Source organism: Allobosea sp. P2_B12, from assembly GCF_056404835.1.
The window spans coordinates 136,065-158,441 of the sequence record NZ_JBFUDG010000011.1 but is presented as its reverse complement, the minus strand read 5'-3'; the positions used below and the strand labels follow the sequence as shown (position 1 = coordinate 158,441).

Annotated in this window: 21 protein-coding genes; 19 read left to right on the top strand and 2 right to left on the bottom strand. The window is 66.8% G+C overall.

Annotated features, from left to right (window positions below; all coding sequences use genetic code 11):
• The 11 genes from AC1DYU_RS21985 to glnT all read left to right on the top strand — a co-directional run.
• Positions 1 to 637, top strand: a 637-nt coding sequence (locus AC1DYU_RS21985; protein ID WP_476793477.1) for a methyl-accepting chemotaxis protein, incomplete at its 5' end; no start/stop codon positions are given.
• A gap of 92 nt (positions 638 to 729) precedes the next feature.
• Complete coding sequence (locus AC1DYU_RS21980) at positions 730 to 1,212, top strand: chemotaxis protein CheW (protein WP_158485299.1); 483 nt, start codon at positions 730 to 732, stop codon at positions 1,210 to 1,212.
• 4 nt (positions 1,213 to 1,216) lie between these two features.
• Positions 1,217 to 2,101: a CheR family methyltransferase gene (locus tag AC1DYU_RS21975; protein ID WP_476793476.1), complete on the top strand. Its 885-nt coding sequence runs from the start codon at positions 1,217 to 1,219 to the stop codon at positions 2,099 to 2,101.
• Positions 2,098 to 3,204, top strand: coding sequence for a protein-glutamate methylesterase/protein-glutamine glutaminase (locus tag AC1DYU_RS21970; RefSeq protein WP_476793475.1), 1,107 nt, complete (start codon positions 2,098 to 2,100; stop codon positions 3,202 to 3,204). Before AC1DYU_RS21975 ends, AC1DYU_RS21970 begins: the two co-directional genes overlap by 4 nt.
• Positions 3,188 to 4,978 (top strand): coiled-coil domain-containing protein, encoded by a 1,791-nt coding sequence (locus AC1DYU_RS21965; protein ID WP_476793474.1) that lies wholly within the window; start codon positions 3,188 to 3,190, stop codon positions 4,976 to 4,978. Before AC1DYU_RS21970 ends, AC1DYU_RS21965 begins: the two co-directional genes overlap by 17 nt.
• A gap of 234 nt (positions 4,979 to 5,212) precedes the next feature.
• Positions 5,213 to 5,665 carry a MucR family transcriptional regulator gene (locus AC1DYU_RS21960; protein WP_158485295.1) on the top strand — a complete coding sequence of 151 codons (453 nt, stop codon included), beginning with the start codon at positions 5,213 to 5,215 and terminating at the stop codon, positions 5,663 to 5,665.
• A gap of 94 nt (positions 5,666 to 5,759) precedes the next feature.
• Complete coding sequence (locus AC1DYU_RS21955; protein WP_476793486.1) at positions 5,760 to 6,425, top strand: helix-turn-helix domain-containing protein; 666 nt, start codon at positions 5,760 to 5,762, stop codon at positions 6,423 to 6,425.
• A 239-nt stretch (positions 6,426 to 6,664) separates the two neighbouring features.
• Positions 6,665 to 7,546, top strand: coding sequence for a class II glutamine amidotransferase (locus tag AC1DYU_RS21950; protein ID WP_476793473.1), 882 nt, complete (start codon positions 6,665 to 6,667; stop codon positions 7,544 to 7,546).
• Entirely contained in the window at positions 7,543 to 8,241 is a 699-nt protein-coding gene (locus tag AC1DYU_RS21945) for a protein glxC (protein ID WP_158485293.1), read from the top strand. The genes AC1DYU_RS21950 and AC1DYU_RS21945 overlap by 4 nt, the downstream gene beginning before the upstream one ends.
• A gap of 189 nt (positions 8,242 to 8,430) precedes the next feature.
• Entirely contained in the window at positions 8,431 to 9,768 is a 1,338-nt protein-coding gene (locus tag AC1DYU_RS21940) for an FMN-binding glutamate synthase family protein (protein ID WP_158485292.1), read from the top strand.
• 238 nt (positions 9,769 to 10,006) lie between these two features.
• Positions 10,007 to 11,302, top strand: a complete 1,296-nt coding sequence (gene glnT, locus AC1DYU_RS21935) for a type III glutamate--ammonia ligase (RefSeq protein WP_476793472.1) — start codon at positions 10,007 to 10,009, stop codon at positions 11,300 to 11,302.
• Positions 11,303 to 11,331: 29 nt separating this feature from the next.
• Here glnT and AC1DYU_RS21930 read toward each other — a convergent pair whose 3' ends face one another.
• Positions 11,332 to 12,273 carry an acetamidase/formamidase family protein gene (locus AC1DYU_RS21930; protein ID WP_476793471.1) on the bottom strand — a complete coding sequence of 314 codons (942 nt, stop codon included), beginning with the start codon at positions 12,271 to 12,273 and terminating at the stop codon, positions 11,332 to 11,334.
• A gap of 321 nt (positions 12,274 to 12,594) precedes the next feature.
• Here AC1DYU_RS21930 and AC1DYU_RS21925 point away from each other — a divergent pair, with 321 nt between their 5' ends.
• The gene (locus AC1DYU_RS21925) at positions 12,595 to 13,173 is read left to right on the top strand and encodes an LOG family protein (RefSeq protein ID WP_476793470.1); all 579 of its coding nucleotides are present in this window, start codon (positions 12,595 to 12,597) and stop codon (positions 13,171 to 13,173) included.
• A 144-nt stretch (positions 13,174 to 13,317) separates the two neighbouring features.
• Here AC1DYU_RS21925 and AC1DYU_RS21920 read toward each other — a convergent pair whose 3' ends face one another.
• Positions 13,318 to 14,244 carry a LysR family transcriptional regulator gene (locus tag AC1DYU_RS21920; RefSeq protein ID WP_476793469.1) on the bottom strand — a complete coding sequence of 309 codons (927 nt, stop codon included), beginning with the start codon at positions 14,242 to 14,244 and terminating at the stop codon, positions 13,318 to 13,320.
• Positions 14,245 to 14,383: 139 nt separating this feature from the next.
• Between AC1DYU_RS21920 and AC1DYU_RS21915 the strand changes: the two genes are divergently transcribed.
• The 7 genes from AC1DYU_RS21915 (at position 14,384) to AC1DYU_RS21885 (ending at position 22,371) form a co-directional block, all read left to right on the top strand.
• Positions 14,384 to 15,436: an ABC transporter substrate-binding protein gene (locus tag AC1DYU_RS21915; RefSeq protein ID WP_476793468.1), complete on the top strand. Its 1,053-nt coding sequence runs from the start codon at positions 14,384 to 14,386 to the stop codon at positions 15,434 to 15,436.
• 166 nt (positions 15,437 to 15,602) lie between these two features.
• Positions 15,603 to 16,397 (top strand): SDR family NAD(P)-dependent oxidoreductase, encoded by a 795-nt coding sequence (locus tag AC1DYU_RS21910; RefSeq protein WP_476793467.1) that lies wholly within the window; start codon positions 15,603 to 15,605, stop codon positions 16,395 to 16,397.
• A gap of 8 nt (positions 16,398 to 16,405) precedes the next feature.
• Positions 16,406 to 17,860: a dihydroorotase gene (locus tag AC1DYU_RS21905; RefSeq protein WP_476793466.1), complete on the top strand. Its 1,455-nt coding sequence runs from the start codon at positions 16,406 to 16,408 to the stop codon at positions 17,858 to 17,860.
• Positions 17,857 to 18,726 (top strand): ABC transporter ATP-binding protein, encoded by an 870-nt coding sequence (locus AC1DYU_RS21900; protein ID WP_476793465.1) that lies wholly within the window; start codon positions 17,857 to 17,859, stop codon positions 18,724 to 18,726. The genes AC1DYU_RS21905 and AC1DYU_RS21900 overlap by 4 nt, the downstream gene beginning before the upstream one ends.
• A 198-nt stretch (positions 18,727 to 18,924) precedes the next feature.
• Positions 18,925 to 19,707, top strand: coding sequence for an ABC transporter permease (locus AC1DYU_RS21895; protein WP_158485284.1), 783 nt, complete (start codon positions 18,925 to 18,927; stop codon positions 19,705 to 19,707).
• A gap of 37 nt (positions 19,708 to 19,744) precedes the next feature.
• Positions 19,745 to 20,788, top strand: a complete 1,044-nt coding sequence (locus tag AC1DYU_RS21890) for an ABC transporter substrate-binding protein (RefSeq protein WP_476793464.1) — start codon at positions 19,745 to 19,747, stop codon at positions 20,786 to 20,788.
• Between the two features lie 149 nt (positions 20,789 to 20,937).
• Positions 20,938 to 22,371, top strand: coding sequence for an amidohydrolase family protein (locus AC1DYU_RS21885; protein WP_476793463.1), 1,434 nt, complete (start codon positions 20,938 to 20,940; stop codon positions 22,369 to 22,371).
• Positions 22,372 to 22,377: the final 6 nt, after the last annotated feature.

Below are 22,377 nucleotides of genomic sequence, written 5' to 3'. Positions count from 1 at the left end.
GATCAACATCGTCCAGGAGATCGCCCGCCAGACCGACCTCCTGGCGCTGAACGCGGCGGTGGAAGCGGCGCGGGCCGGCGAGCACGGCAAGGGCTTTGCGGTGGTGGCCTCGGAGGTGCGCAAGCTCGCCGAACGCAGCCAGGCCGCGGCTGCCGAGATCGGCACGCTCTCGGTCGATACGGTGAAGGTGGCGCAGGAGGCAGGCTCCATGCTGGCCAAGCTGGTGCCCGACATCAAGAAGACGGCGGAGCTGGTCGAGGAGATCACGGCGGCCTGCCGCGAGCAGGATGTCGGTTCGAGCCAGATCAACCAGGCGATCCAGCAGCTCGACAAGGTCACCCAGCAGAACGCGGCCGCCTCCGAGCAGGTCTCGGCCACCTCCGAGGAACTCGCCGCACAGGCCGAGCAGCTCCAGACAACCATCGCCTTCTTCCGTCTCGAAGACGGAGCGACGGTTCGGCCCGCGGTCGTCGACATGGCGGTCAAGCAGCTGCGCGGCAAGGCCGCCAGCATGGCCGCGGTCGTCCAGCCGAAGAAGGCGCCTGCCCGCCCTGCCAGGAAGGCGGCCAGCGGCGGCTTCACCTTCGACATGGCCGGGGCTGAGGACGGCGACGACGCTGCCTTCCACCGCAACTGACCCGATGCGTCCGGCCACGCCTCCCGGTGGGGCCGGACCGCCCGGTCCAGGCTTTTCGCTCGCCGCTCTTCAACGCATCCCGCGAGGTCATCATGGCTGATACCGCCCAATATCTGACGCTCGGCATCGACCAGGAGCTGTTCGGCATCGACATCCGCAATGTCCGGGAGATCCTCGACATGCGGCCGATCTCCAAGCTGCCGCATGCGCCGAATTTCCTGCTCGGCATGATCGATGTCCGCGGCGCCGGCTACCCGATCGTGGATCTGCGCACCAAGCTCGGCCTGGTCCGCGCCGAGCCGACCGACGCCACCCGCATCATCATCCTCGACGTGCCGGTCAAGGGTCGCACGCTGGGCGTCGGCTTCGTCGCCGACCGCGTCTTCGAGGTCACCGGCCTGGACGACGACCACACCGAGGCCGCTCCCGATGTCGGCGGCCGCTGGCAGTCGAACTACATCGCCGGCATCGGCCGTAAGGGCGAGGCGTTCATCGTCGTGTTCGATCTCGAACGTCTGATGGAATCGGACGATCTGCCGATGCTCGCCGCGGTCGCGCCAGAGAAGGCGGCTTGAGCCGATGACGCAGAAAGTTGCCGAGACCTACGACCATCTGGCCGACAAGCATTTCACCGCGATCTCGAAGGTCATCGAGTCGCGCGTCGGCATCAAGCTGCCGCCGGCCAAGCGGACCATGGTGGAGGGCCGGCTGCGCAAGCGCGTGCGCGCGCTCGGCCTCTCGGGACTCCAGGCCTATGGCGCGCACCTGTTCGACCGGGACGGGCTCGACGACGAACTGATCCACCTGATCGACTGCGTCACCACCAACAAGACCGACTTTTTCCGTGAGCCGAGCCATTTCGAGTTTCTGCGTGACATCGCCGTGCCGCAGCTGACGCAACGCCATGGCGGGCGTCCGCCGAACCTCAAAATCTGGAGCGCCGCCGCCTCGACCGGAGCCGAGGCCTATACTGCCGCGATGGTGCTGCAGGACATGGTCGCGGCTGGAAAGGTCGCGCGCTTCTCGATCCTGGGGACGGACATCTCGACGGAAGTGCTGCGCGAGGCCCGCTCCGCGATCTATCCGCGCGCCTTCGTCGAGCCCGTGCCGTCGCCGATGCAGCAGCGCTATCTGATGCGCTCCAAGGATCCGCGCGACGATCTCGTCCGCGTCACGCCTGAACTGCGCCGGCAGGTCCATTTCGAACGGCTGAACCTGATGGATGAATCCTATCCATTCGACCGCGACGTCGACGTGATCTTTTGCCGTAATGTGCTGATCTATTTCGACAGGGCGACGCAGCAGGAGGTGCTGTCGCGGCTCGCCTCGCATCTGCGGCCGGGAGGGTATCTGATGCTCGGTCATTCGGAATCGATGGCCGGCAGCGGCGTCGACCGGCTGCGTTCCGTCGCGCCCACGATCTACCAGGCTGGACTGGCGGTGAACGGGAGGTCGGCAGCATGACCCGCAAGCCCATCCGCGTCCTCATCGTCGACGATTCCGCCTCGGTGCGGCAGGTCCTCAGTTCGATCCTCGGGGAGGATCCGGGCATCGAGATCATGGGCACGGCAGCCGATGCCTTCGCCGCCGCGCGCCGCCTGCAGAGCGAAGTCCCCGATGTCATGATCCTCGACATCGAGATGCCGGGCATGGACGGGCTGACCTTCCTGCGCAAGATCATGGCGCAGCGGCCCATTCCCGTGATTATCTGCTCGACCTTGACCGAGGCTGGCTCGCGGGCGCTGTTCGATGCGCTCGAGGCCGGCGCCGTCGACGTCCTGCCCAAACCGCGCATCGATACGCGCGCCGCGCTGATGGAGACGGCCGATCGGCTGCGACATTCCGTCCGGGCTGCCGCGCAGGCGAAGCTGCGGCCGCGCGAACCGCGCATGCAGATCGAGAAGAAGCTGACGGCGGACGCGATCCTGCCGCCGCCCGTGCTGGGGCGTGTCCGGCACGCAACCGACAAGATCGTCTGCATCGGCATCTCGACGGGCGGCACGGAAACTCTGCGCGAGGTTCTGGAGCAGTTGCCGGCGAGCTGTCCCGGGATCGCCATTGTCCAGCACATGCCGGAGAAGTTCACGCTGGCCTTCGCCCGGCGGCTGAACGGCATCTGCGCGATGGAGATCAAGGAAGCCGAGGACGGCGACGAGGTCTCCACCGGCCGCGTCCTGATCGCGCCGGGCAACCGGCACATGCTGCTGCAGCGCGTCGGTCAGCAATACCGTGTCGCGATCAAGGACGGCCCGCATGTCTCGCGCCATCGCCCCTCGGTCGATGTGCTGTTTCGCTCGGCGGCGCAATATGCCGGAGCCAATGCGCTTGGCATCATCATGACCGGCATGGGCGACGACGGCGCGCGCGGGCTGCTCGAAATGCGCAAGGCGGGCGCACGCACGCTGGCGCAGGACGCCGAGAGCTGCGTCGTCTTCGGCATGCCGAAGGAAGCGATCGATCTCGGCGCGGCCGAGCGCATCGTCAACCTTTCGCGCGTGCCGCAGGAGATCATGGCGTGGCCTCAGGCGACGCCGGCGATAGGGGGCGGGAATGCGCGCGGCGTTTGAAGTCGACAACGGCAGCGGCGGTGTGACGATGGGCGGCAGTGATCCGGGTCTGGCGAGGCTGGTCCTGGCGCTGGAAGGCAGCGCCCGCGAGATCGACGTCACCTTCGCCAGGGCCGGGAGCCAGCTCGGCGAAGGCCTGGGTCTGTTCGAGGGCCTGAAGGAGCGGCTTTCGACGCTCTCCACCGAACTCTCCGGCGCGGAGATCGCGGAGGCGGGCAAGGCGCTCTCGGGGCTGGCCGGCGAGCTGCGCGCGATCAATGACGGGCTGCGCGACGAGACAGGCGTGCTGCGGGAACTCGCGACCCACAGCAAGGAGGCGTCGCTGTCTCTCGAGCGCCTGCTCGAGCATATGCGGCTGATCACGATTCTCGCTCGCAGCGCCCGCATCGAGGCCGTCTCGGTCCAGGCGGCCGGCCGCGATTTTGGCGACTTCACCAGCGAGATCGTCGCCCTGACGACGCAGGCACAGCACACCATCCAGAACTGCGCCCGCGACCACGATCATCTCAGTGCCCTGCTCGGCTCGGCGCTAGAGGCGCAACGCGATTTCGAAGGGCGCTATGGCCATGCGCTGTCGGCCCTTGCCGACAATTTGGAGCAGACCCTTGCCGAGGTGGCCGAGCGGCAGCGGCGCAGCGTCTCGCTGACATCAGATGCCGCGATCCATTCCGGCAAGATCGCAATGGCGGCGGGCGGCGCGATCATCGCGCTGCAATCGGGCGACAGCATTCGTCAGAGGCTGGAGCACGTCATCGCGGCGCTGCGCCTGCTCGGCTCGCTCGGTGAGGGCTCGGGGCCAGGGGCCGAACTCGACGCCGAGGAGCGCGGCGCGGCCGGGCTCGTGCTGCGCCGGCTGCAGGCGGCCCTGCTCGACGAAAGCGCGCTGACGCTGGCCCAGGATGCGGACGCGATCGAATCGGCGCTGGCGCTTCTGGCGGGCGACACAGGCAGCCTGCTCGATCTCGTGCGCTCGCTCTACCAGGGCGATGGCGGCTCATCCGGCTCCTTCCTCGCCGATCTCGAATCGGATCTGGCCCAGGCGTCCGACCTGCTCGGCAAATGCGACCGGGCCCGCTCCGGCGTCGATCGCGTCACGGCGGCCCTCTCGAGCGTGCTCGAAACCTGCCAGGAGACGGTCGCGGCGCTGGCCGGCACGGTCTCCAGCATCGTCCTGATCGGCATGAATGCCGGGCTGCGCGCCGCGCGCATCGGCAGCGGCGGGCGCAGCCTCGTGGTCATCGCCCAGGAACTGAAATCCGCCGCCGACCAGGTCGCGACGGACGCCAACCTCCTGACCCCGACCTTCGCCCGGATGCAGGAGGCCTCCGCCGGGCTGAAGCGCGGCGGGCGCCTCGACGCAGCCCATTTCGCCGCGCTGGACGAGGCGATGCGCGACTCGCTGGCGGCCATGCGCCAGACCGGCGACCGCCTCGGAGCGACGCTGGCCCAATTGACCCGCGAGGGCGGCGGCTTCGGTGCCGTGGTCGCCGATGCGCGGCTGTCCTTCTCGAATGCCGGCGCGATGAGCGACCTGATCGCCTCGGGCGCCGTCGAACTCGCGCGCGTCGTTGCCGATCAGGAGATGCCCTCGCGGGCAGACGCGGCCGAGCGCGTGCGCGGTCTCATCGACGCGCATGTCTGGCCGAACTACACCATGGCGGGCGAGCGCACGATCCATCAGGCCGTGATCGGATTGCTGTTGCCGGCGTCATCCGGTGCGGCCGCGCCAGTCGTCGTGCAGTCGACGGACAATCTCGACGACTTCCTGTTCTGAGCGACTGGTCCGAAACGCGTCAGATCGTTCAACTGATTCGGAACAGGCGTTGAGCTGAGCCCATGTCGTTGCGCGCTTTGCGTGCAAAGCCGCCGTTTGTCGCGGAACCTTCGGTGGATCATCAACCTTTGAGTCAGGTTTCGATGCGCCGCGGATAGACATTCACCTGTCTTCGCCGTAATCCCGATACAGTTCTCACAGCAATGTCATTTCTTCTCTCGATCGGAACGCACCATGGCAGACAATAACGAAGAGCTTCTCGATCTGACGACCTCGATCGTCTCCGCCTATGTCGCCCGCAACAATGTCCCCCGCGCCGATCTCGCCGATCTGATCGCCAGCGTCCACGCCTCGCTCGCCAAGCTCGGCGGCGAGCCCGAGGCGCCGGCCGCCGCGCCGCTGGTTCCGGCCGTGTCGATCCGCAAGTCGGTAACCCCGGAGGCGATCATCTGCCTGGAGGACGGCAAGTCCTTCAAGTCGCTGAAGCGCCATCTCAGCAGCAAATACGACCTGACGCCCGAGCAGTACCGCACCAAATGGGGCCTGCCGGCCGATTATCCGATGGTCGCTCCAGCCTATGCCGAGGCGCGTTCGGCGCTGGCCAAGTCGATGGGCCTGGGCCGCAAGGCCGCGGTTCCGGCCCCCGCCGCCGTGAAGCCCAAGCGCGCCGCCCGCGCCAAGGCGTAAACGGCCAAGGCCTAAAACGACCACGCGACGGACCGGCTCCCCCTGCGGGCGGCCGGTCCACGCAGATGCGTCCGGATAGGAGATTGCGTTGGCGATACGGCCCGGACGCAAGGACGCGAAGACGGCAGACGCCGCCGCCGATGAGCTGCGCACCGGCTCGGGCGCGCCCGCTGCCGCCGCCCGCACGCTGGAACAGGCGCTGGGCCAGCGCATCCGCGCGATCCGCCACGACCTCGACCTGACCGTTTCCGATCTCGCCGGCGCCGCCGCGATCTCGGTCGGGATGCTCTCCAAGATCGAGAACGGGCTGATCTCGCCTTCGCTGGCGACGCTCCAGGCGATCACGGGCGCGCTCAACGTGCCGATCAGCTCGCTCTTCTCGGTCTTCGAGGAAAAGCGCGACTGTTCCTATGTCCCGGCCGGGCAGGGCGTCCATATCGAACGGCGCGGCACCAAGGTCGGCCACTTGTATGAACTGCTGGGCCATGCGCTCGGCGGTGAGATCGCGGTCGAGCCCTATCTGATCACGCTGAGCGAGGAGGCGGTGCCCTATACCGGTTTCCGCCATGCTGGCGTCGAGTTCATCTACATGCTGAGCGGCGAGGTGATCTACCGCCATGGCGACCGGACCTATCATCTTCGCCCTGGCGACTCGCTGCTGTTTGATTCCGCCGCGACCCACGGGCCGGAGGAACTGATCGTGCGGCCGATGACCTATCTCTCGATCATCATCTTCAGCCGGTTGCCGCCGGCTGTCTGATTTTCTCCAAGAGAAAATTATATTCCCACTGATTGACGTGACGTCGGCCGTTCCTTAGGCTGCCGGCACTTCCATAGCCCTCATCCTGAGGAGCCGCGAAGCGGCGTCTCGAAGGATGCTCCAGAGGTCTCCAGAGCCTCCTGGATCATCCTTCGAGACGCGCTCCTGCAGAGCGCTCCTCAGGATGAGGGCTGGAGGTTGGGCGCCGAAAGGCGCGTTCTTCGATCAGGAACGGCGCCATGTGCGGCATTGTCGGCTTGTTCATCAAGGATCCCCGGCTCGAACCCGAACTCGGTTCGCTGCTCTCGACCATGCTCGGCGTGATGTGCGATCGCGGGCCGGATTCCGCCGGTTTCGCGATCTACGGCGAAGGCAGTGCCGGCTCCGTCAAGCTGACGCTGCGTGGGCCGGAAGGCACGGATTTCGTCGGTTTGGCCGCCGGGCTCGGCCTGCCGGTCACCGCCCGCGACACCCATGCCGTGCTCGCCGTCCCGGTCGGGCAGGAGGCGGCGGTTCGCGCCGCATTGGCCGCGACGGCACCCGGCATCGTGGTTGTCGGCGCCGGCGAGCGCATGGAGATCTACAAGGAGGTCGGCCTGCCGATCGAGGTGGCGAAGCGCTTCGGGCTGGAGCGGATGGCCGGGACCCACGCCATCGGCCACACCCGCATGGCGACCGAAAGCGCGGTCACCACCGACGGCGCCCATCCCTTCTCGACCGGCGCCGACCAGTGCCTCGTCCATAACGGCTCGCTCTCGAACCATCGCGGCCTGCGCCGCCGGCTGGAGCGCGAGGGGCTGGCCTTCGCCACCGACAATGACAGCGAGGTCGCGGCCGCCTACCTCACCTCGCGCATGCGCGCAGGCGACACGCTCGGGCAGGCGCTGGAGCATTCGCTTGATGATCTCGACGGCTTCTACACCTTCGTCGTCGGCACGGAGTCGGGCTTCGGTGTGCTGCGCGACCCGATCGCCTGCAAGCCGGCGGTGATGGCGGAGACGGAAGCTTACGTCGCCTTCGGCTCGGAATACCGTGCGCTGGCCGACCTGCCGGGCATCGCCTCGGCCAGGGTCTGGGAGCCGGAGCCGGCGCAGGTCTATTTCTGGAATCGCCTGCAATGAGCGGACATCACGCCATCGACCTCGCCACCGGCTCGGTGCGGGAGCTCAACGCCGCGCTTCACGCGCTCGGCCCCGATACCAACGAGACGCTCTGGCGCGTCTCCAACCCGCGCGGGCTCCATGCGGTCGCGGCCGGGGTCGATGCCCCCGTCACGATCGAGATTGACGGGCCGGTCGGCTATTACTGCGGCGGCATGAACAAGCATGCCAGCATCGTCATCAACGGCAATGCCGGCGTCGGTCTCGCCCAGAACATCATGTCGGGATTCGTCCATGTGAAGGGCGATGCCAGCCAGTCGGCCGGTGCCACCGGCTGCGGCGGCATGATCGTCATCGACGGCAACGCCTCCGCGCGCTGCGGCATCTCGATGAAGGGCGTCGACATCGTCGTGAAGGGTTCGGTCGGCCACATGTCGGCCTTCATGGGCCAGGCCGGCAGCCTCGTCGTGCTCGGCGATGCCGGCGAAGCGCTGGGCGACAGCCTCTATGAGGCCAGGCTGTTCGTGCGCGGCACGGTCGCGAGCCTCGGCGCCGACTGCATCGAGAAGGCAATGCGCGACGAGCACCGGGCGCTGCTGGCCGCCAAGCTCGAAGCGGCAGGCCTGGCCGGCTCCGTCGATATCGGCGAGTTCAAGCGCTACGGCTCGGCGCGCACGCTCTATCATTTCCACGTCGACAACGTGTCGAGCTACTAGAGTCATGCCGTTTGTGCTCGGAACCACTGCCGTCATCCTGGACAAGCGGCGAAGCCGCGCCGCTCCGGGATCCATCGTAGAGCCCAGTTCCCTCCGATGGATCCCGGAGCTCCGCGTCGCTGCGTCCGGGATGACGGCGTGTTTCCGAACCAGTTTGGCATGCCCTGAATTTTCCAGAGGCGGAGCGCGATGAGCGACCTCAGCAAGACACCCCGCACAGTTCCGCGCGCCTCGGCGACCTTCGACGAGTATACGCTCTCGGAAATCCGCCGCGCGGCGGCGACGGGCATTTACGACATCCGCGGCGCCGGAGCGAAGCGCAAGCTCCCGCATTTCGACGATCTGCTGTTTCTCGGCGCCTCGATCTCGCGCTATCCGCTCGAAGGCTATCGCGAGAAATGCTCGACCGAGGTCGTGCTCGGCACCCGCTTCGCCAAGAAGCCGATCACGCTGAAAATCCCGATCACCATAGCCGGCATGAGTTTCGGCTCGCTCTCGGCCAATGCCAAGGAGGCGCTTGGGCGCGGCGCCTCGGCGATGGGCACCTCGACCACCACCGGCGATGGCGGCATGACCCAGGAAGAGCGTCAGAGCTCGCAGATCCTGGTCTACCAGTATCTGCCCTCGCGCTACGGCATGAACCCCGACGATCTGCGCAAGGCCGACGCCATCGAGATCGTCGTCGGCCAGGGCGCCAAGCCAGGCGGCGGTGGCATGCTGCTCGGCCAGAAGATCACCGAGCGCGTCGCGGCGATGCGCACGCTGCCGGTTGGCATCGACCAGCGTTCGGCCTGCCGCCACCCGGACTGGACCGGGCCGGACGACCTCGAGATCAAGATCGAGGAACTGCGCGAGATCACCGATTGGGAGAAGCCGATCTACGTCAAGGTCGGCGCGGCGCGGCCCTATTACGATACCGCGCTTGCGGTGAAGTCAGGCGCCGATGTCGTCGTCGTCGATGGCATGCAGGGTGGTACGGCGGCGACGCAGGAGGTCTTCATCGAGAATGTCGGCATCCCGACGCTGGCCGCCGTCCGCCAGGCGGCACAGGCGCTGCAGGATCTCGGCATGCATCGCAAAGTCCAGCTCATCGTCTCCGGCGGCATCCGCAATGGTGCCGATGTCGCCAAGGCGCTGGCCTTAGGCGCCGACGCGGTCGCGATCGGCACGGCGGCGCTGGTCGCGCTCGGCGACAATGATCCGCACTGGGAGGCCGAATACCAGGCGCTCGGCACCACGGCCGGCGCCTATGACGACTGGCATGAGGGCCGCGACCCGGCCGGCATCACCACGCAGGACCCGGCCCTTTCCGCCAGGCTCGATCCAGTCGCGGCCGGCCGCCGGCTCGCCAATTACCTCGCCGTGCTGACGCTCGAATGCCAGACGATCGCGCGCGCCTGCGGCAAGAGCCATGTCCACAATCTCGAGCCCGAGGATCTGGTTGCGCTGACGATCGAGGCCGCCGCGATGGCACGAGTCCCGCTTGCGGGAACCGATTGGATACCGGGGGTCACAGGGCGGTTTTGAACGCTTGGGATTTGGTATGGAACCACTGCGTCATCCTGGACAAGCCGCGCAGCGGCGCAGATCCGGGATCCATCATAGGATGCCGCCGAGCCCTGTGATGGATCCCGGGCCGAGCTTCGCTCGCCCAGGATGACGGCGTGTTTCAGAGTGAAATTATCGCACTCCAAAGCGAGCGCTTTGACTGAGAAATCGACATCAACGAGCCTGAAACCGGGCCTTCGAGGGGATTTTCACGACCATGGCCACCGATCTCACAAAGATCGCCGCCGAACGCGGCATAAAGTACTTCCTGATCTCCTATGTCGATCTGTTCGGCAGCCTCAGGGCCAAGCTCGTGCCCGCCAGCGCGATCGGGCCGATGCAGCGCGACGGTGCGGGCTTTGCCGGCTTCGCGACCTGGCTCGACATGAGCCCGGCCGATCCCGATCTCTTCGCCGTGCCCGATCCCGACAGCCTGATCCAGTTGCCCTGGAAGCCCGAGATCGGCTGGCTGGCGTCGGACCTCGTCATGGATGGCAAGCCGGTCGCGCAGGCCCCGCGCACCGTGCTGAAGAGCCAGCTCGCCGCCGCCGACGGCTACACGATGAAGACCGGCGTCGAATGCGAGTATTTCCTGATCTCGGCCGACGGCACGCAGATTTCCGACGCCGCCGACAATGCCGTGAAGCCCTGCTACGATCAGTCGGCCCTGATGCGCCGCTACGAGGTCATCCGCGAGATCTGCGACGCCATGCTCTCGCTCGGCTGGGGCGCCTACCAGAACGACCATGAGGACGCCAACGGCCAGTTCGAGATGAACTGGAACTATGACGATGCGCTCAAGACCGCTGACCGCCACGTCTTCTTCAAATTCATGGTGCGCTCGATCGCCGAAAAGCACGGCCTGCGCGCGACCTTCATGCCGAAACCCTTCATCGACCTGACCGGCTCGGGCTGCCACATGCATGTCTCGCTGTGGAAAGGGAAAGCGAACGCCTTCGCCGACGCCAAGGGCGAACTTGAGCTCTCAGCGCTGGGCTACGGCTTCATCGGCGGGCTGATCCACAGCGCCGATGCGCTCTGCGCCATCACCAACCCGACGGTGAACTCCTACAAGCGCATCAACGCGCCGCGCACCGTCTCGGGCGCGACCTGGGCGCCCAACACCGTCACCTACACCGGCAACAACCGCACCCACATGATCCGCATCCCCGATGCCGGGCGCTTCGAGTTCCGCCTCGCCGACGGCGCCGCCAACCCCTATCTGCTGCCCGCCGCCGTGCTGGCGGCCGGCATGGACGGCATCCGCAACACCCGCGATCCCGGCAAGCGCCTCGACATCAACATGTACACGGATGGGCACAAGGTCAGGGGCGCCAAGAAGCTGCCGCTGAACCTGCTCGATGCCCTGCGCGCGCTCGACAAATCCAGCGTCCTGCGGTCGGCGCTCGGCTCAGCCCTGGTCGACGGCTTCCTCAAGCTCAAGACGCAGGAGTGGAACGACTACTCCCGCCACCTCACCCAGTGGGAGCGGACGAACACGCTGGATATCTGAGCCGCCGCGTCGCTGTTGGTGCGGCCCCGTCAGTGCTTCGCCAGCAATTCCTTCCGCAGCATGCAGTGCACGCCCTTGTGCTGGTTCACCGTCTGGGTGACGCGCAGATCGGCCGCCATCGAGCAGAGCGCATAGGCCTGCTCGCGGGTGATGCCGGTGCGCTCGACGATCAGCACGATCATGTCGCGCAGGGCCTTCTCGGCGCAGCGGTCGAGATCGGGGTCCATGCCGCAGGTGACGACATGGGTCGGCGTCTCCGCCCGCGGATAGGTGAAGTGCAGATCCTTGCGCACGGTCAGCGTGAAGGTGCCCGACAGCGCGGTCTCGATCGCGGTGACGTTGACCTCGCCATCGCCCTGCACGCCATGGCCGTCGCCGACCGAGAACAGCGCGCCGGGCACGAAGACCGGCAGATAGAGCGTCGTGCCGGCGACGAGTTCCTTGTTGTCGAGATTGCCGCCGAAGGCGCGCGGGATGATCGAGGTGCAGCGCCCCCATTCCAGCGGCGGCGCCACGCCCATCACCCCGAAGAACGGCGCCAGCGGCAATTCCAGCCCCCAGGGCATCGTCCCGACCATGCGGCTGGAATCGAGCGGAATGTTCATCAGGTGAAAATGCGGGAAGTCGTCGGGCAGCGTGCCGGCGAGCGGCCGGTTGAGGTTGTAGCCCCAGTCCTGCCGCAGCGAGACGGATTCGATGTCGATCTGCAGCACGTCGCCGGGCCAGGCGCCCTCGACCGAGACGGCGCCTGTCAGGATATGCGGCCCGAAGGGCGGGCCCTTCTGCGCGGCATGGATCGCCAGCAGTTCCGGCGGAACGTGGAAGCCGGTCGGCGGCAGCACCTCGGCCGTGCCGCTGACGGATTCGATCGTCACCGTGTCGCCGCTGGCGATGGTCAGCGCAGGCGCGACGCGGGCGTCGAAATAGCCCCAGTGGCAGGTTTCAGGCGAGGCCTTCAGGTGATGCGTCATGATTGCGTCCGTGGGGGCTGTCGCGCGAGGATGGGCTGGGGGCGCTTGGCCTGTCGAGTGCAAATTTCGTGCGCTGCGGCGGTCGCGCTCTTGCTCAGTTGGCGCGACATAGCGGTCTGGCGTGCCCTGTGCTGAGGGCATGCTGATTTTGCGCGGAAACACGCCGTCATCCTGGGCGGCCGAAGGCCGTCCCGGGATCCATCATAGGGCAGCGCCGCCGCCTTATGATGGATCCCGGAGCTGCGCCGCTGCGCGACTTGTCCAGAATGACGCGGTGTTTCCGAGTGAAGCGATCCACTTCTGATGGTTAGAGAGACCACGATGCCAAGAGCCCTTACCGCCATCGCCCTGTTTTGCGGCTCGAACACCGGCCATGGCGAGGCCTATCGCGAGGCCGCCACCGCGCTCGGCGCCGAGATCGGCCGGCGCGGGCTGACGCTGGTCTATGGCGGCACGCATAAGGGCCTGATGGGCATCGTCGCCGATGCGGTGCTGGCGCAGGGCGGCGCGGTGCATGGCGTGATCACGCGAAGGCTCGCGGATATCGGCCATCTCCATGAGAGCCTGACCCGGCACGAGATCGTCGACGGCATGCGGGCGCGAAAGCAGCGCATGGCCGATCTCGCCGACGGCTTCATCGCCATGCCCGGCGGCATCGGCACGCTGGAGGAGTTCATGGAGGCCTGGACGCTGAACCAGCTCGGCGACATGGACAAGCCGGCCGGGCTCTTCGATGTCGCCGGCTACTACCAGCCCTTCATGGGCTTCATCGACCACATGATCGCGCAGGGTTTCCTGCCGCCGGCGCATCGCGATGGCATCGTCGTCGACGCCGATCCGGCGCGGCTGATCGACGGGCTGATCGCCTTCGAGCGCGTCACCGTGCCGAAATGGCTGTAGCGCTCGACGCGCCTCATCTCCCTCAGCCCTCACAGCCCTCAGCCCTCATCCTGAGGAGCCGCGAAGCGGCGTCTCGAAGGATGCTTCAGGAGGTTCAGGAAACATCTGGAGCATCCTTCGAGACGCGATCTTTCAGATCGCTCCTCAGGATGAGGGCTGAGAGGGAGAATGGCTCGCATTTTCCAGTTTCCGCGCGAGCTGCTCGGCGAACTTCGCCGCCGCCACAGGCAGCGAGCGGCCATGCAACTGCCCCATCGCGAAACGGGCCGGCGCGATGTCGCGCGGATCGATCGGGCGCGAGACCAGCCCGTCGCGCTCTTTCAGATTGCTCGGCGCGCCGATCTCGATCTGGAAGGTGATCGCATTTTCGAAGCGCACATAGTTGCGCAGGAACTCGAAGGAGTTCGATTCGACCACCGGTGACATCCGGAACGAGCTGCGCGCCAGCGCCTCCTCCAGCAATTGCCGCCCGCCATAACCTTTATCCGGTAAAGCCAGCGGATAATCGGCGCAGTCGCGCAGGCGCAAACTGCCCTCGCCGGCAAGCGGATGGTCGTGGCGCATGATCGCGACGATGCGCTGCTCGGCCGAGGCGACGACCTGGAAACCCGGCATCGCCGAAAGGCGGAAGATCAGCGCGAGATCGACCTCATAGGCGACCAGCGCCCGCAGGGCCTCGCTATGGACGGCGACGCGCACGTCGAACTCGACCATCGGGAAGGCCTGCCGGTAGGAGGCGATCTCGACGGGCAGGAAATCATGCGCCAGCGCATGGCTGCAGGCGATCGAGACCGTGCCGCGCCGGAAGCCTGAGAGATCCTCGATCTGCGAGCGAACCCGACCGATATCGGCAAGCTGGCTGCGGATGTGCCGGATCAGCAATTCGCCGGCCGCGTTCAGCCTGACCCCGCGCGGCAGGCGCTCGAAGATCTTGGTGCCGAGCTCCTCCTCGATGTCCTGGACGCGCCGGTTCAGGGCGGACGCCGTGATGTTCAGCCGCTCGGCGGCCTTCCGGATCGAGCCGACGCGGGCGACCTCGTCGACATAATTGAGCAGGCGCAGATGCTTCACGGCGCGATCCTCATGAGCGATGCGTTTTTCGAATAGATCCGGCAAGAAGTCAGCACAAGACGGCATCGGTCAACCCGGCATAGGCTTCCTTCATGGCAGCGGCAGGCCGCCGCGCAAGCAACAGGCATGGAGATCTGGCATGGCCGACACGATCAGCAGACGCCGTTTCAGCCTTGCCGCCGGCGCCGCAGCCCTGGTGTCGGCCCTGCCGCGACCGGCGCTGGCGCAGACGCCGACCAAGCTCAAGATGATCCTGAACTGGCGTTATCAGGGGCCGCAGGGCTGGTTCTTCCTGGCCGAGGACCGCGGCTATTTCCGCGCCGAAGGGCTCGATATCGTCATGGACCAGGGCAACGGCTCGGGCGCCGCCGTCGGCTCCGTCGCCTCGGGCTCCTATGATCTCGGCTTCGGCGACATCAACGCGCTGATCCAGCTCGTGGCCAGGAGCCAGCCCGGTGCCGGCCCGCCGCTGGCGATCTCGGCGACCTATAACCGCCCGCCCTTCACCATCGCGGTCAAGGCCGACGGCCCGATCAAGACGCCCAAGGACCTCGAAGGCCGCACCATCGGCGGCCCGGCCAATGACGGCGCGCTGAAGCTCTTCCCGGCCTTCGCCAAGCTCGCCGGCATCGACGCCTCCAAGGTCAACATCACCAACATGCAGCCCAATCTGCGCGAGCAGATGCTGCAGCGCGGCCAGGTCGACGGCGTCTTCGGCTTCGTCAACACCATCGCCTTCTCGGCCAAGCTCGTCGGCATCGACCCGAACAAGGACTTCCGCTTCATCAATTTCGGCGATTACGGCATGGACCTCTACTCCAACGCCATCATCGCCTCGCGCAAGCTCGTCACCGAGCGCCCGGATGCGCTGAAAGGCCTGCTGCGGGCGATCGATCGCGGCCTCAAGGATACGCTCAAGGACAACGACGCGGCGATCGAGGCCGTCGCGAGGCGCGAGCCGCTGATCAACAAGGCGATCGAGAAGGAGCGCCTGATCGCGACGCTGGCCTCCGAGATGAGCCATCCCGAGGCGGCCAAGATCGGGCTCGGCGATGTCGATGACGAGCGCTTCCGGAAGTCGATCGCCATCGTCGTCGAGGCCGACGGCCTGCCGCGCATGCCGACCCCCAACGAGGTCTTCAGCCGCGGCTTCCTGCCGCCGCTGGCCGACCGCATCACCAAGCTGACCTGAAACCCTCCTTCCAGCCCTCATCCTGAGGAGCCGCGTCAGCGGCGTCTCGAAGGATGGTCCAGATGTCTCCGGTGCGGGCTGGAACATCCTTCGAGACGGCCCTACGGGCCTCCTCAGGATGAGGGCTGAGGGTCGACCAAGTGCATACAAGAACAAGAGAATGGCGATGAATCTGAACCTCACCGGCCGCGTCGCGGTCATCACCGGCCCCGCCAAGGGCATGGGCGCCGCCGTCACCCGCGCTTTCGCGGCGGAGGGCTGCAGGCTCGTCCTGATCGGCCGCGACGTTGCAGCGATCGAGACGGTCGCCACAGAGGTCCAGGCCGGCGGCGCCGAGGCGATCGTGATGCCCTGCGACATCACCAGGGGCAGCGAGTGCGACGATGCGGTTCGCGCAGCCAAGAATGCCTTCGGCGGGCGCATCGACATCCTCGTCAATGTCGCCGGCGGCTCGGGCCCGATCGGCAAGACCGGCTGGGAGACCACAGAGGACGAGTTCGACGAGATCGTCGACCTCAACATGCGCGGCTGCTTCAACACGATGCGCGCCTGCCTGCCGGCGATGATCGCCCAGGGCTCCGGCAAGGTCGTCAATGTCGGCGGCACCTTCGGCATGCGCGGACGGGCCGGGCGCATGGCCTACTCGGCGTCGAAATGGGGCCTGCGCGGCATCACCAAGAGCTTCGCGCTGGAAGCCGGCCCCTATGGCATCAACGTCAACTGCGTCGCGCCGGGCATGGTCGACGGGCCGCGCTTCCGCGGCAAGGTCGTGCCCGAGATGGCAAAACGCCTCGGCATCTCGGAAGAAGCCGCCTTCGAGAAGCACGCGGCGGACTATGCGCTGAAGCGCGTCTCGACCGATGAGGACGTGGCCAATGCCTGCCTCTTCCTTGCCTCCGACGTCTCCCGCCAGATCACCGGCGTCGACCTGCCGGTCGATGGCGGCTGGGCCATGCTGTGAGCGCCGCCATGACCGAAACGCCCTTCATCGCCGATCTCGTCCTGACCGGCGGCACGATCGTCACCGGCAAGACGCGCTTTGCCGCCGATGTCGCGATCAAGGGCGGTTTGATTGCGCTCGTTGGCAGCCCCGCCGCGATGCCGGCCGCCCGTGAGACGGTCGACGTCACCGGCAAATTCCTGCTGCCCGGCGCCATCGACGTCCATGTCCATTTCCGCGAGCCGGGCTACACCCACAAGGAAGACTGGCGCACGGGCAGCGCGGCGGCCGCGATGGGCGGCACGACGACCGTCTTCGAGATGCCCAACACCAACCCGCCGACGCGCTCGGTCGTCGAACTCAGGCAAAAGCAGGAGGCGGCCGCCAAGGCCCATGTCGATTACGGCATCTACGGCCTGCTCGCCGAGGACAATATCGACGAGCTCCAGGGCCTGATCGACGGCGGCGTCAACGCCTTCAAATGCTTCATGGGCAACACCTTCGGCAATCTGCCCTCGCCCTCGACGGGCGCGATGCTGGAGGGCTTCGAGATCATCGCGCCCTCGGGGCTGCGCATCTCGCTCCATGCCGAGACGGCCTCGATCATGGCCTGGCGCCAGCAGCGCCTGATGGCGGCCGGCCGCAACGACCCGCTCGCCCATATCGCAGCGCGCCCTGCGATCGTCGCGGCGGAAGCGGTCTCGCGTGCGGCCGAACTCGCCGAATGGACCGGCGCGCGCGTCCATATCCTGCATATCTCCTCGGCCGCCGAACTGCGCCCGCTCGCTGACGCCAAGGCGCGCGGCGTCGAGATCACCGGCGAGACCTGCCCCTGCTATCTCCTGCTGGATAGCCGCGATTACGAGCGGCTCGGCTCGATCATCCGGGTCAACCCGCCGGTGCGCGAGGCCTCGGATTCGGCTGCGATCTGGGCAGCGCTGCAATCGGGCGTCGTCGACATGATCGCGACCGACCATGCGCCGCATACACCTGAGGAGAAGACCAAGTCCGTGATCTGGCAGGCCGATTGCGGCTTCCCCGGTGTCGAGACGCAGATGCCACTGATGCTGAACGAGGTCTCGAAGGGCCGCATGACGCTGGAGCATTACGTCCGCATCTCGGCCGAGAACCCGGCCAAGTCCTTCGGCCTCTGGCCGGCCAAGGGCCGCATCGAGGCCGGCGCCGAGGCCGACATCGCCGTCGTCGACATGGAGCGCACCGAGACGATCCGGGCCGAAGCGCTGCATTCACGCGGCAAGATCACGCCCTTCGAGGGCGTCAGCGTCACCGGCGTGCCGATCCACACGCTGGTGCGCGGCCGCTTCGTCCAGCGCGACCGCAAGCTCGTCGCCGAGACCAGCGGCTGGGGCCGACAGGTCACTTCGGTCCAGCGCATGCCGAAGCCCAATGTTCGCAACGCCGACCAGACCTTGGCTGCATGTTTGCAAGCGCCTGCCATCGCCGCAACGGGAGCTAGGTCGTGAACGCAGCCGTCACCGCCATCGAGCCGGCCACCGCGATCCGCGTCCCGGCCTTCATCGAGTTCCAAGGCGCTTCGATCACCTATGGCCGCGGCGAGAAGGCCGTGCAGGCGCTGGCGCCGACCTCACTGAAAGTCGCCGAGGGCGAGTTTGTCGCGCTGGTCGGCCCGTCGGGCTGCGGCAAGTCGACGATCCTGAAGATGGTCGGCGAATTGCTGAAGCCTTCGACCGGCCATGTCTTCGTCGCCGGCCGCGAGATCGGCGCGACGCCGATCCGCATCGGCATGGCCTATCAGAACCCGACTTTGCTGCCCTGGCTCAACATCCGCGACAACGTCATGCTGCCGCTGAAGATCGTGCCGCCCTTCCGGCAGGGCTACCGCGCCAAGCGCAAGACCGAATACCGCGACCGCGTCGAAGCGCTGCTCGATCAGGTCGGCCTCGGCAGCTTCGGCGACAAGTACCCCTGGCAGCTCTCCGGCGGCATGATGCAGCGCGCCAATCTCTGCCGCGCCCTGATCCACGACCCCGACCTCCTGCTGCTGGACGAGCCCTTCGGCGCGCTCGACCAGTTCACCCGCGAGGAGCTCTGGGCGATCATGCAGGACCTCTGGCTCTCCAAGAAGCTGACCGTGCTTCTGGTCACGCATGATCTCAAGGAAGCCGCCTATCTCGCCGACCGCATCTGCGTGATGAGCGCGCGGCCCGGCCGCATCCTCGACGATTCACCCGTCGAGATCGTGCGCCCGCGCACCATCGACATGACCTTCGAGCCCGATTTCGTCGCGCTCAACCAGCGCCTGCGGGCGATGATCGTCGGCGCGCGCGGCGGCACCGGCATCGTCAGCCACCCCCCGAAACCGGTCTGAGGAGCGCGCCATGTGGTTTTCGATCCAGCCGCACCGTCATTCCGGACAAGCTGCGCAGCGGCGCCGCTCCGGAATCCATCGTAGGGCCAATTCCTTCGATCACCTCGGCTCTACGATGGATTCCGGGTCTACGCTTCGCTTGCCCGGAATGACGAGGTGTTTCCGAGCTTCTTTGCCAATCGTGGAAGGGGGCATCTGATGGAACGGATCGGCGAGATCATCCGCGAGAAGGGCGCCTCGACCGCGCTCATCATCGGCGTCTTCGTGTTCTGGGAGCTGTTCTGCCTAATGGCGGGCATCTCCGACATCCTGCTGCCGCGCCCGACGCAGATCATCGCGGCGCTGATCCAGTACTGGCCGGCGATCTGGCCGCACACCTGGCAGACGCTCTACACGACGCTGATCGGCTTCAGCATCGGCGTCGTCATCGGGCTCCTGCTCGGCATCCTGATCGGCTCGTCGAAGCTCGCCTACGACACTGCCTATCCGTTGCTGGTCGGCTTCTCCTCGATCCCCAAGGTCGCAGTCGTGCCGATCTTCGTGCTCTGGTACGGCGCCGGCACGGTGCCCGCGATCCTCACCGCGATGATCATCTGCATCTTCCCGATCGTGGTGAACGTCGCGACCGGCATCGCCACCGTCGAGCCCGAGCTCGAGGACGTCATGAAGACGCTCAAGGCGTCGAAATGGGACATCCTCTGGAATGTCAGCCTGCCGCGCGCGATGCCCTATTTCTTCGCCGCGCTGAAGGTCGCGATCACGCTCGCCTTCGTCGGCTCGGTCGTGGCCGAGACGGTCGCCTCCAACCGCGGCATCGGCAACATGATGATGATCGCCTCGTCGAGCTTCAATGTGCCGCTGGTCTTCGCCGGGCTCTTCGTCCTCGCCGGCCTCGGCGTCGCCCTCTACGTGCTGTTCTCGCTGATCGAGCAGCGCGTCACCGGCTGGGCCCATCGCAAGACCGATCTCGCTTCCGCCTGAGCTGTCCGCCGACCCGAACTCTTTGAAGGAGCCCGCCATGCGCCGACTGTTTCTGAAATCATCGCTCGCTGCGGCGCTTTGCACCGCCCTCGGTCTCGCCGCGCCCGCCCACGCGCAGGCTCCCACCAAGATCCGCTTCACGCTCGACTGGAAATTCCAGGGCGTCCACTCCTGGTATTTCCACGCCAAGGAGAAGGGCTATTTCGCTGCCGAGGGCCTCGACGTCACCATCGACCAGGGCGACGGCTCAGCCTCGACGGTGACCCGCATCATGGGCGGCGCCTATGACGCCGGCTTCGGCGACATGAACGCGATCATCCAGCAGGCCGTCAACAAGCCCGGCGAGGCCCCGGTGATGGTCTACATGGTCTACAACAAGGCGCCCTTCGCGATCATCCACAAGGCCGACGGACCGATCAGGACGCTGAAGGATCTCGAGGGCCGCAAGCTGAGTTCGCCCGCTGGCGCCGCCACGCAGCGTCTCTTCCCGATCTTTGCCAAGCTCAACGGCATCGACGCCGGCAAGGTCGATATCGTCAACATCGCGCCCTCCGTGCAGGAGATGATGCTTGTGCAGAACCAGGTCGATGGCGGCTTCGTCTTCACCGTGACCTCCTACATGAACCTGGTCGGGATGAAGCAGGACCCCGACAAAGACTACAAATTCATCATGTATGCGGACCACGGCATCGAATCCTATTCGAACGGCGTCATGGTCTCGCAGAAGCTGATCAAGGAGAATCCCAAGGCGGTCGCGGGGCTCGTCCGGGCGATCAACAAGGCGATGATCGAGATGACCGCCAACCCGACTGAGGGCGGCAAGGTGATGAACCGGGTCGAGCCGACCGTGAACGCCGAGATCGAGGCCAGGCGCATCGCATTCACCTACAAGGCGCATATGTTCACGCCTGAGACCGAGAAGCTCGGCGCCGGCGACGTCTCCGACGAGCGCATGGCCAAGGCGATCACCCAGATCGGCGAGGCCTTCGAGCTGAAGGGCACGCCGAAGGTCGAGGACGTGTTCAACCGCGCCTTCCTGCCGCCCCGCGCCGAGCGCAGTTTTGCTGTGCCGAAGAGCTGAGGACCAGCGTCATTCTCGGGCGGTGCGCAGCACCGACCCGGGAATATCAGGACGAGAAGGCGCTGATTTTAAGAGATGCTCGGGTCAAGCCCGAGCATGACGTGCGACAACGTGCGACGACGTCCGATCCACCAGCACAGAGCCTCATGATGCGCCAGATCACCGCCGGCCACGCCTTCGATGCGCGCCGCAGCCTGGGTGACACCACGCTCACCCTCGACGGCGGCAGGATCGCGGCCGTCGAGGCCGCCACGAGCCCACCGCAGGACGACGTCGTCGTGCTGCCGGCACTGGTCAATGCGCATGACCATGCCCGCCCGATCCGGACGAGCTCCGTCGGCGGCTTCGGCAAGCCACTCGAACAATGGCTGCATCGGCTGGCGCTGTTTGCCCCCGTCGATCCCTATCTCGCGACGCTGGCGCCGCTCGGCCGCGCCGCGCTCGGTGGGCAGGGCGCGGTGATGATCCACCATGTCCGGCCGATGGGCCTGACGGATCTGGCCACGGAGGCCACCGCCATGGCCCGCGCCGCCCGCGATGTCGGTGTCCGCATCGCCTTCGGCGTCGGCATGCGCGACCAGAACCCGCTGGTCTATGGCGATCACGGCCCGGTGCTGGCGGCGCTCGATCCCGTCTCCCGCGCCGAGATCGAAAGCCGCTATCTCGCCCCCATGCTCCCCATCGCCGAGCAGATCACCCGCGTCGATGCGGTGGCTCAGGCCATCGCCGGGCCGATGGTCGATGTGCAATACGCCCCCAACGGCCCGCAATGGGGTTCCGACGCGCTCTGGCAGGCCATCGCTGAGGCTTCCGCTTTGACCGGGCGGCGCGTGACAACCCATCTCTTCGAGACGAAATACCAGCGCGACTGGGCCGACCGGACCTATCCCAACGGGCTGGTGAAGCACTGGAAGGAGATCGGATTATTGTCGCCGCGCCTGACGCTGGCGCATTGCGTCTGGGCCCGGCCCGATGAGCTGGAGATGATCGCCGAGGCCGGCTGCGTCATCGCCACCAATACCTCCTCCAACCTTGCCTTGCGCTCGGGCCTCGCGCCGGTCGCGGAGATGGTCCGGCGCGGCTGCAAGGTCGCGCTTGGTGTCGACGGCCAGGCCTTCGACGAGGATGATGACGCCCTGCGCGAACTGCGCCTGCTCTGGTCGCTACATGGCGGCTGGGGCTTCGACACCGAACTCTCGCCCCGCGACGTGCTCGCCATGGCGCTGGAGAACGGCCGCATCGCGCTCGGTGCGCCCGCGGGCGGCCAGATCGCGGCAGGGCAGGCGGCTGATCTCCTGATCCTCGACCGCGCCGCGCTGGACGAGGATGCGCTGATGCCGGTCGATCCGCTTGATTTGATGTTCGCCCGCGCCAATCGCCGCCATATCCGCGAGCTGATCGTCGCCGGCCGCACGATCGTCAGCCACGGCCGCGTGCAGGGCGTCGATCTCGACGCCGTCCATGACGAATTGCGCGGCATCTATCGCAGCGGCATCGCGCAGCGTGCCGGCCTCGTCTCCGCCCTGCCGCCGCTGGAGAGCGCGGTGCGCCAGCACTACCTCGCGCGCCTCGGCTGCTGCTGAGTTCGC

Bases quoted from the DNA above. Each gene is read 5' to 3' on its own strand.
- AC1DYU_RS21980 (WP_158485299.1), top strand. From the start codon at position 730: ATGGCTGATACCGCCCAATATCTGACGCTCGGCATCGACCAGGAGCTG.
- AC1DYU_RS21975 (WP_476793476.1), top strand. From the start codon at position 1,217: ATGACGCAGAAAGTTGCCGAGACCTACGACCATCTGGCCGACAAGCAT.
- AC1DYU_RS21970 (WP_476793475.1), top strand. From the start codon at position 2,098: ATGACCCGCAAGCCCATCCGCGTCCTCATCGTCGACGATTCCGCCTCG.
- AC1DYU_RS21965 (WP_476793474.1), top strand. From the start codon at position 3,188: ATGCGCGCGGCGTTTGAAGTCGACAACGGCAGCGGCGGTGTGACGATG.
- AC1DYU_RS21960 (WP_158485295.1), top strand. From the start codon at position 5,213: ATGGCAGACAATAACGAAGAGCTTCTCGATCTGACGACCTCGATCGTC.
- AC1DYU_RS21950 (WP_476793473.1), top strand. From the start codon at position 6,665: ATGTGCGGCATTGTCGGCTTGTTCATCAAGGATCCCCGGCTCGAACCC.
- AC1DYU_RS21945 (WP_158485293.1), top strand. From the start codon at position 7,543: ATGAGCGGACATCACGCCATCGACCTCGCCACCGGCTCGGTGCGGGAG.
- AC1DYU_RS21940 (WP_158485292.1), top strand. From the start codon at position 8,431: ATGAGCGACCTCAGCAAGACACCCCGCACAGTTCCGCGCGCCTCGGCG.
- glnT (WP_476793472.1), top strand. From the start codon at position 10,007: ATGGCCACCGATCTCACAAAGATCGCCGCCGAACGCGGCATAAAGTAC.
- AC1DYU_RS21930 (WP_476793471.1), bottom strand. From the start codon at position 12,273: ATGACGCATCACCTGAAGGCCTCGCCTGAAACCTGCCACTGGGGCTAT.
- AC1DYU_RS21925 (WP_476793470.1), top strand. From the start codon at position 12,595: ATGCCAAGAGCCCTTACCGCCATCGCCCTGTTTTGCGGCTCGAACACC.
- AC1DYU_RS21915 (WP_476793468.1), top strand. From the start codon at position 14,384: ATGGCCGACACGATCAGCAGACGCCGTTTCAGCCTTGCCGCCGGCGCC.
- AC1DYU_RS21910 (WP_476793467.1), top strand. From the start codon at position 15,603: ATGAATCTGAACCTCACCGGCCGCGTCGCGGTCATCACCGGCCCCGCC.
- AC1DYU_RS21905 (WP_476793466.1), top strand. From the start codon at position 16,406: ATGACCGAAACGCCCTTCATCGCCGATCTCGTCCTGACCGGCGGCACG.
- AC1DYU_RS21895 (WP_158485284.1), top strand. From the start codon at position 18,925: ATGGAACGGATCGGCGAGATCATCCGCGAGAAGGGCGCCTCGACCGCG.
- AC1DYU_RS21890 (WP_476793464.1), top strand. From the start codon at position 19,745: ATGCGCCGACTGTTTCTGAAATCATCGCTCGCTGCGGCGCTTTGCACC.
- AC1DYU_RS21885 (WP_476793463.1), top strand. From the start codon at position 20,938: ATGCGCCAGATCACCGCCGGCCACGCCTTCGATGCGCGCCGCAGCCTG.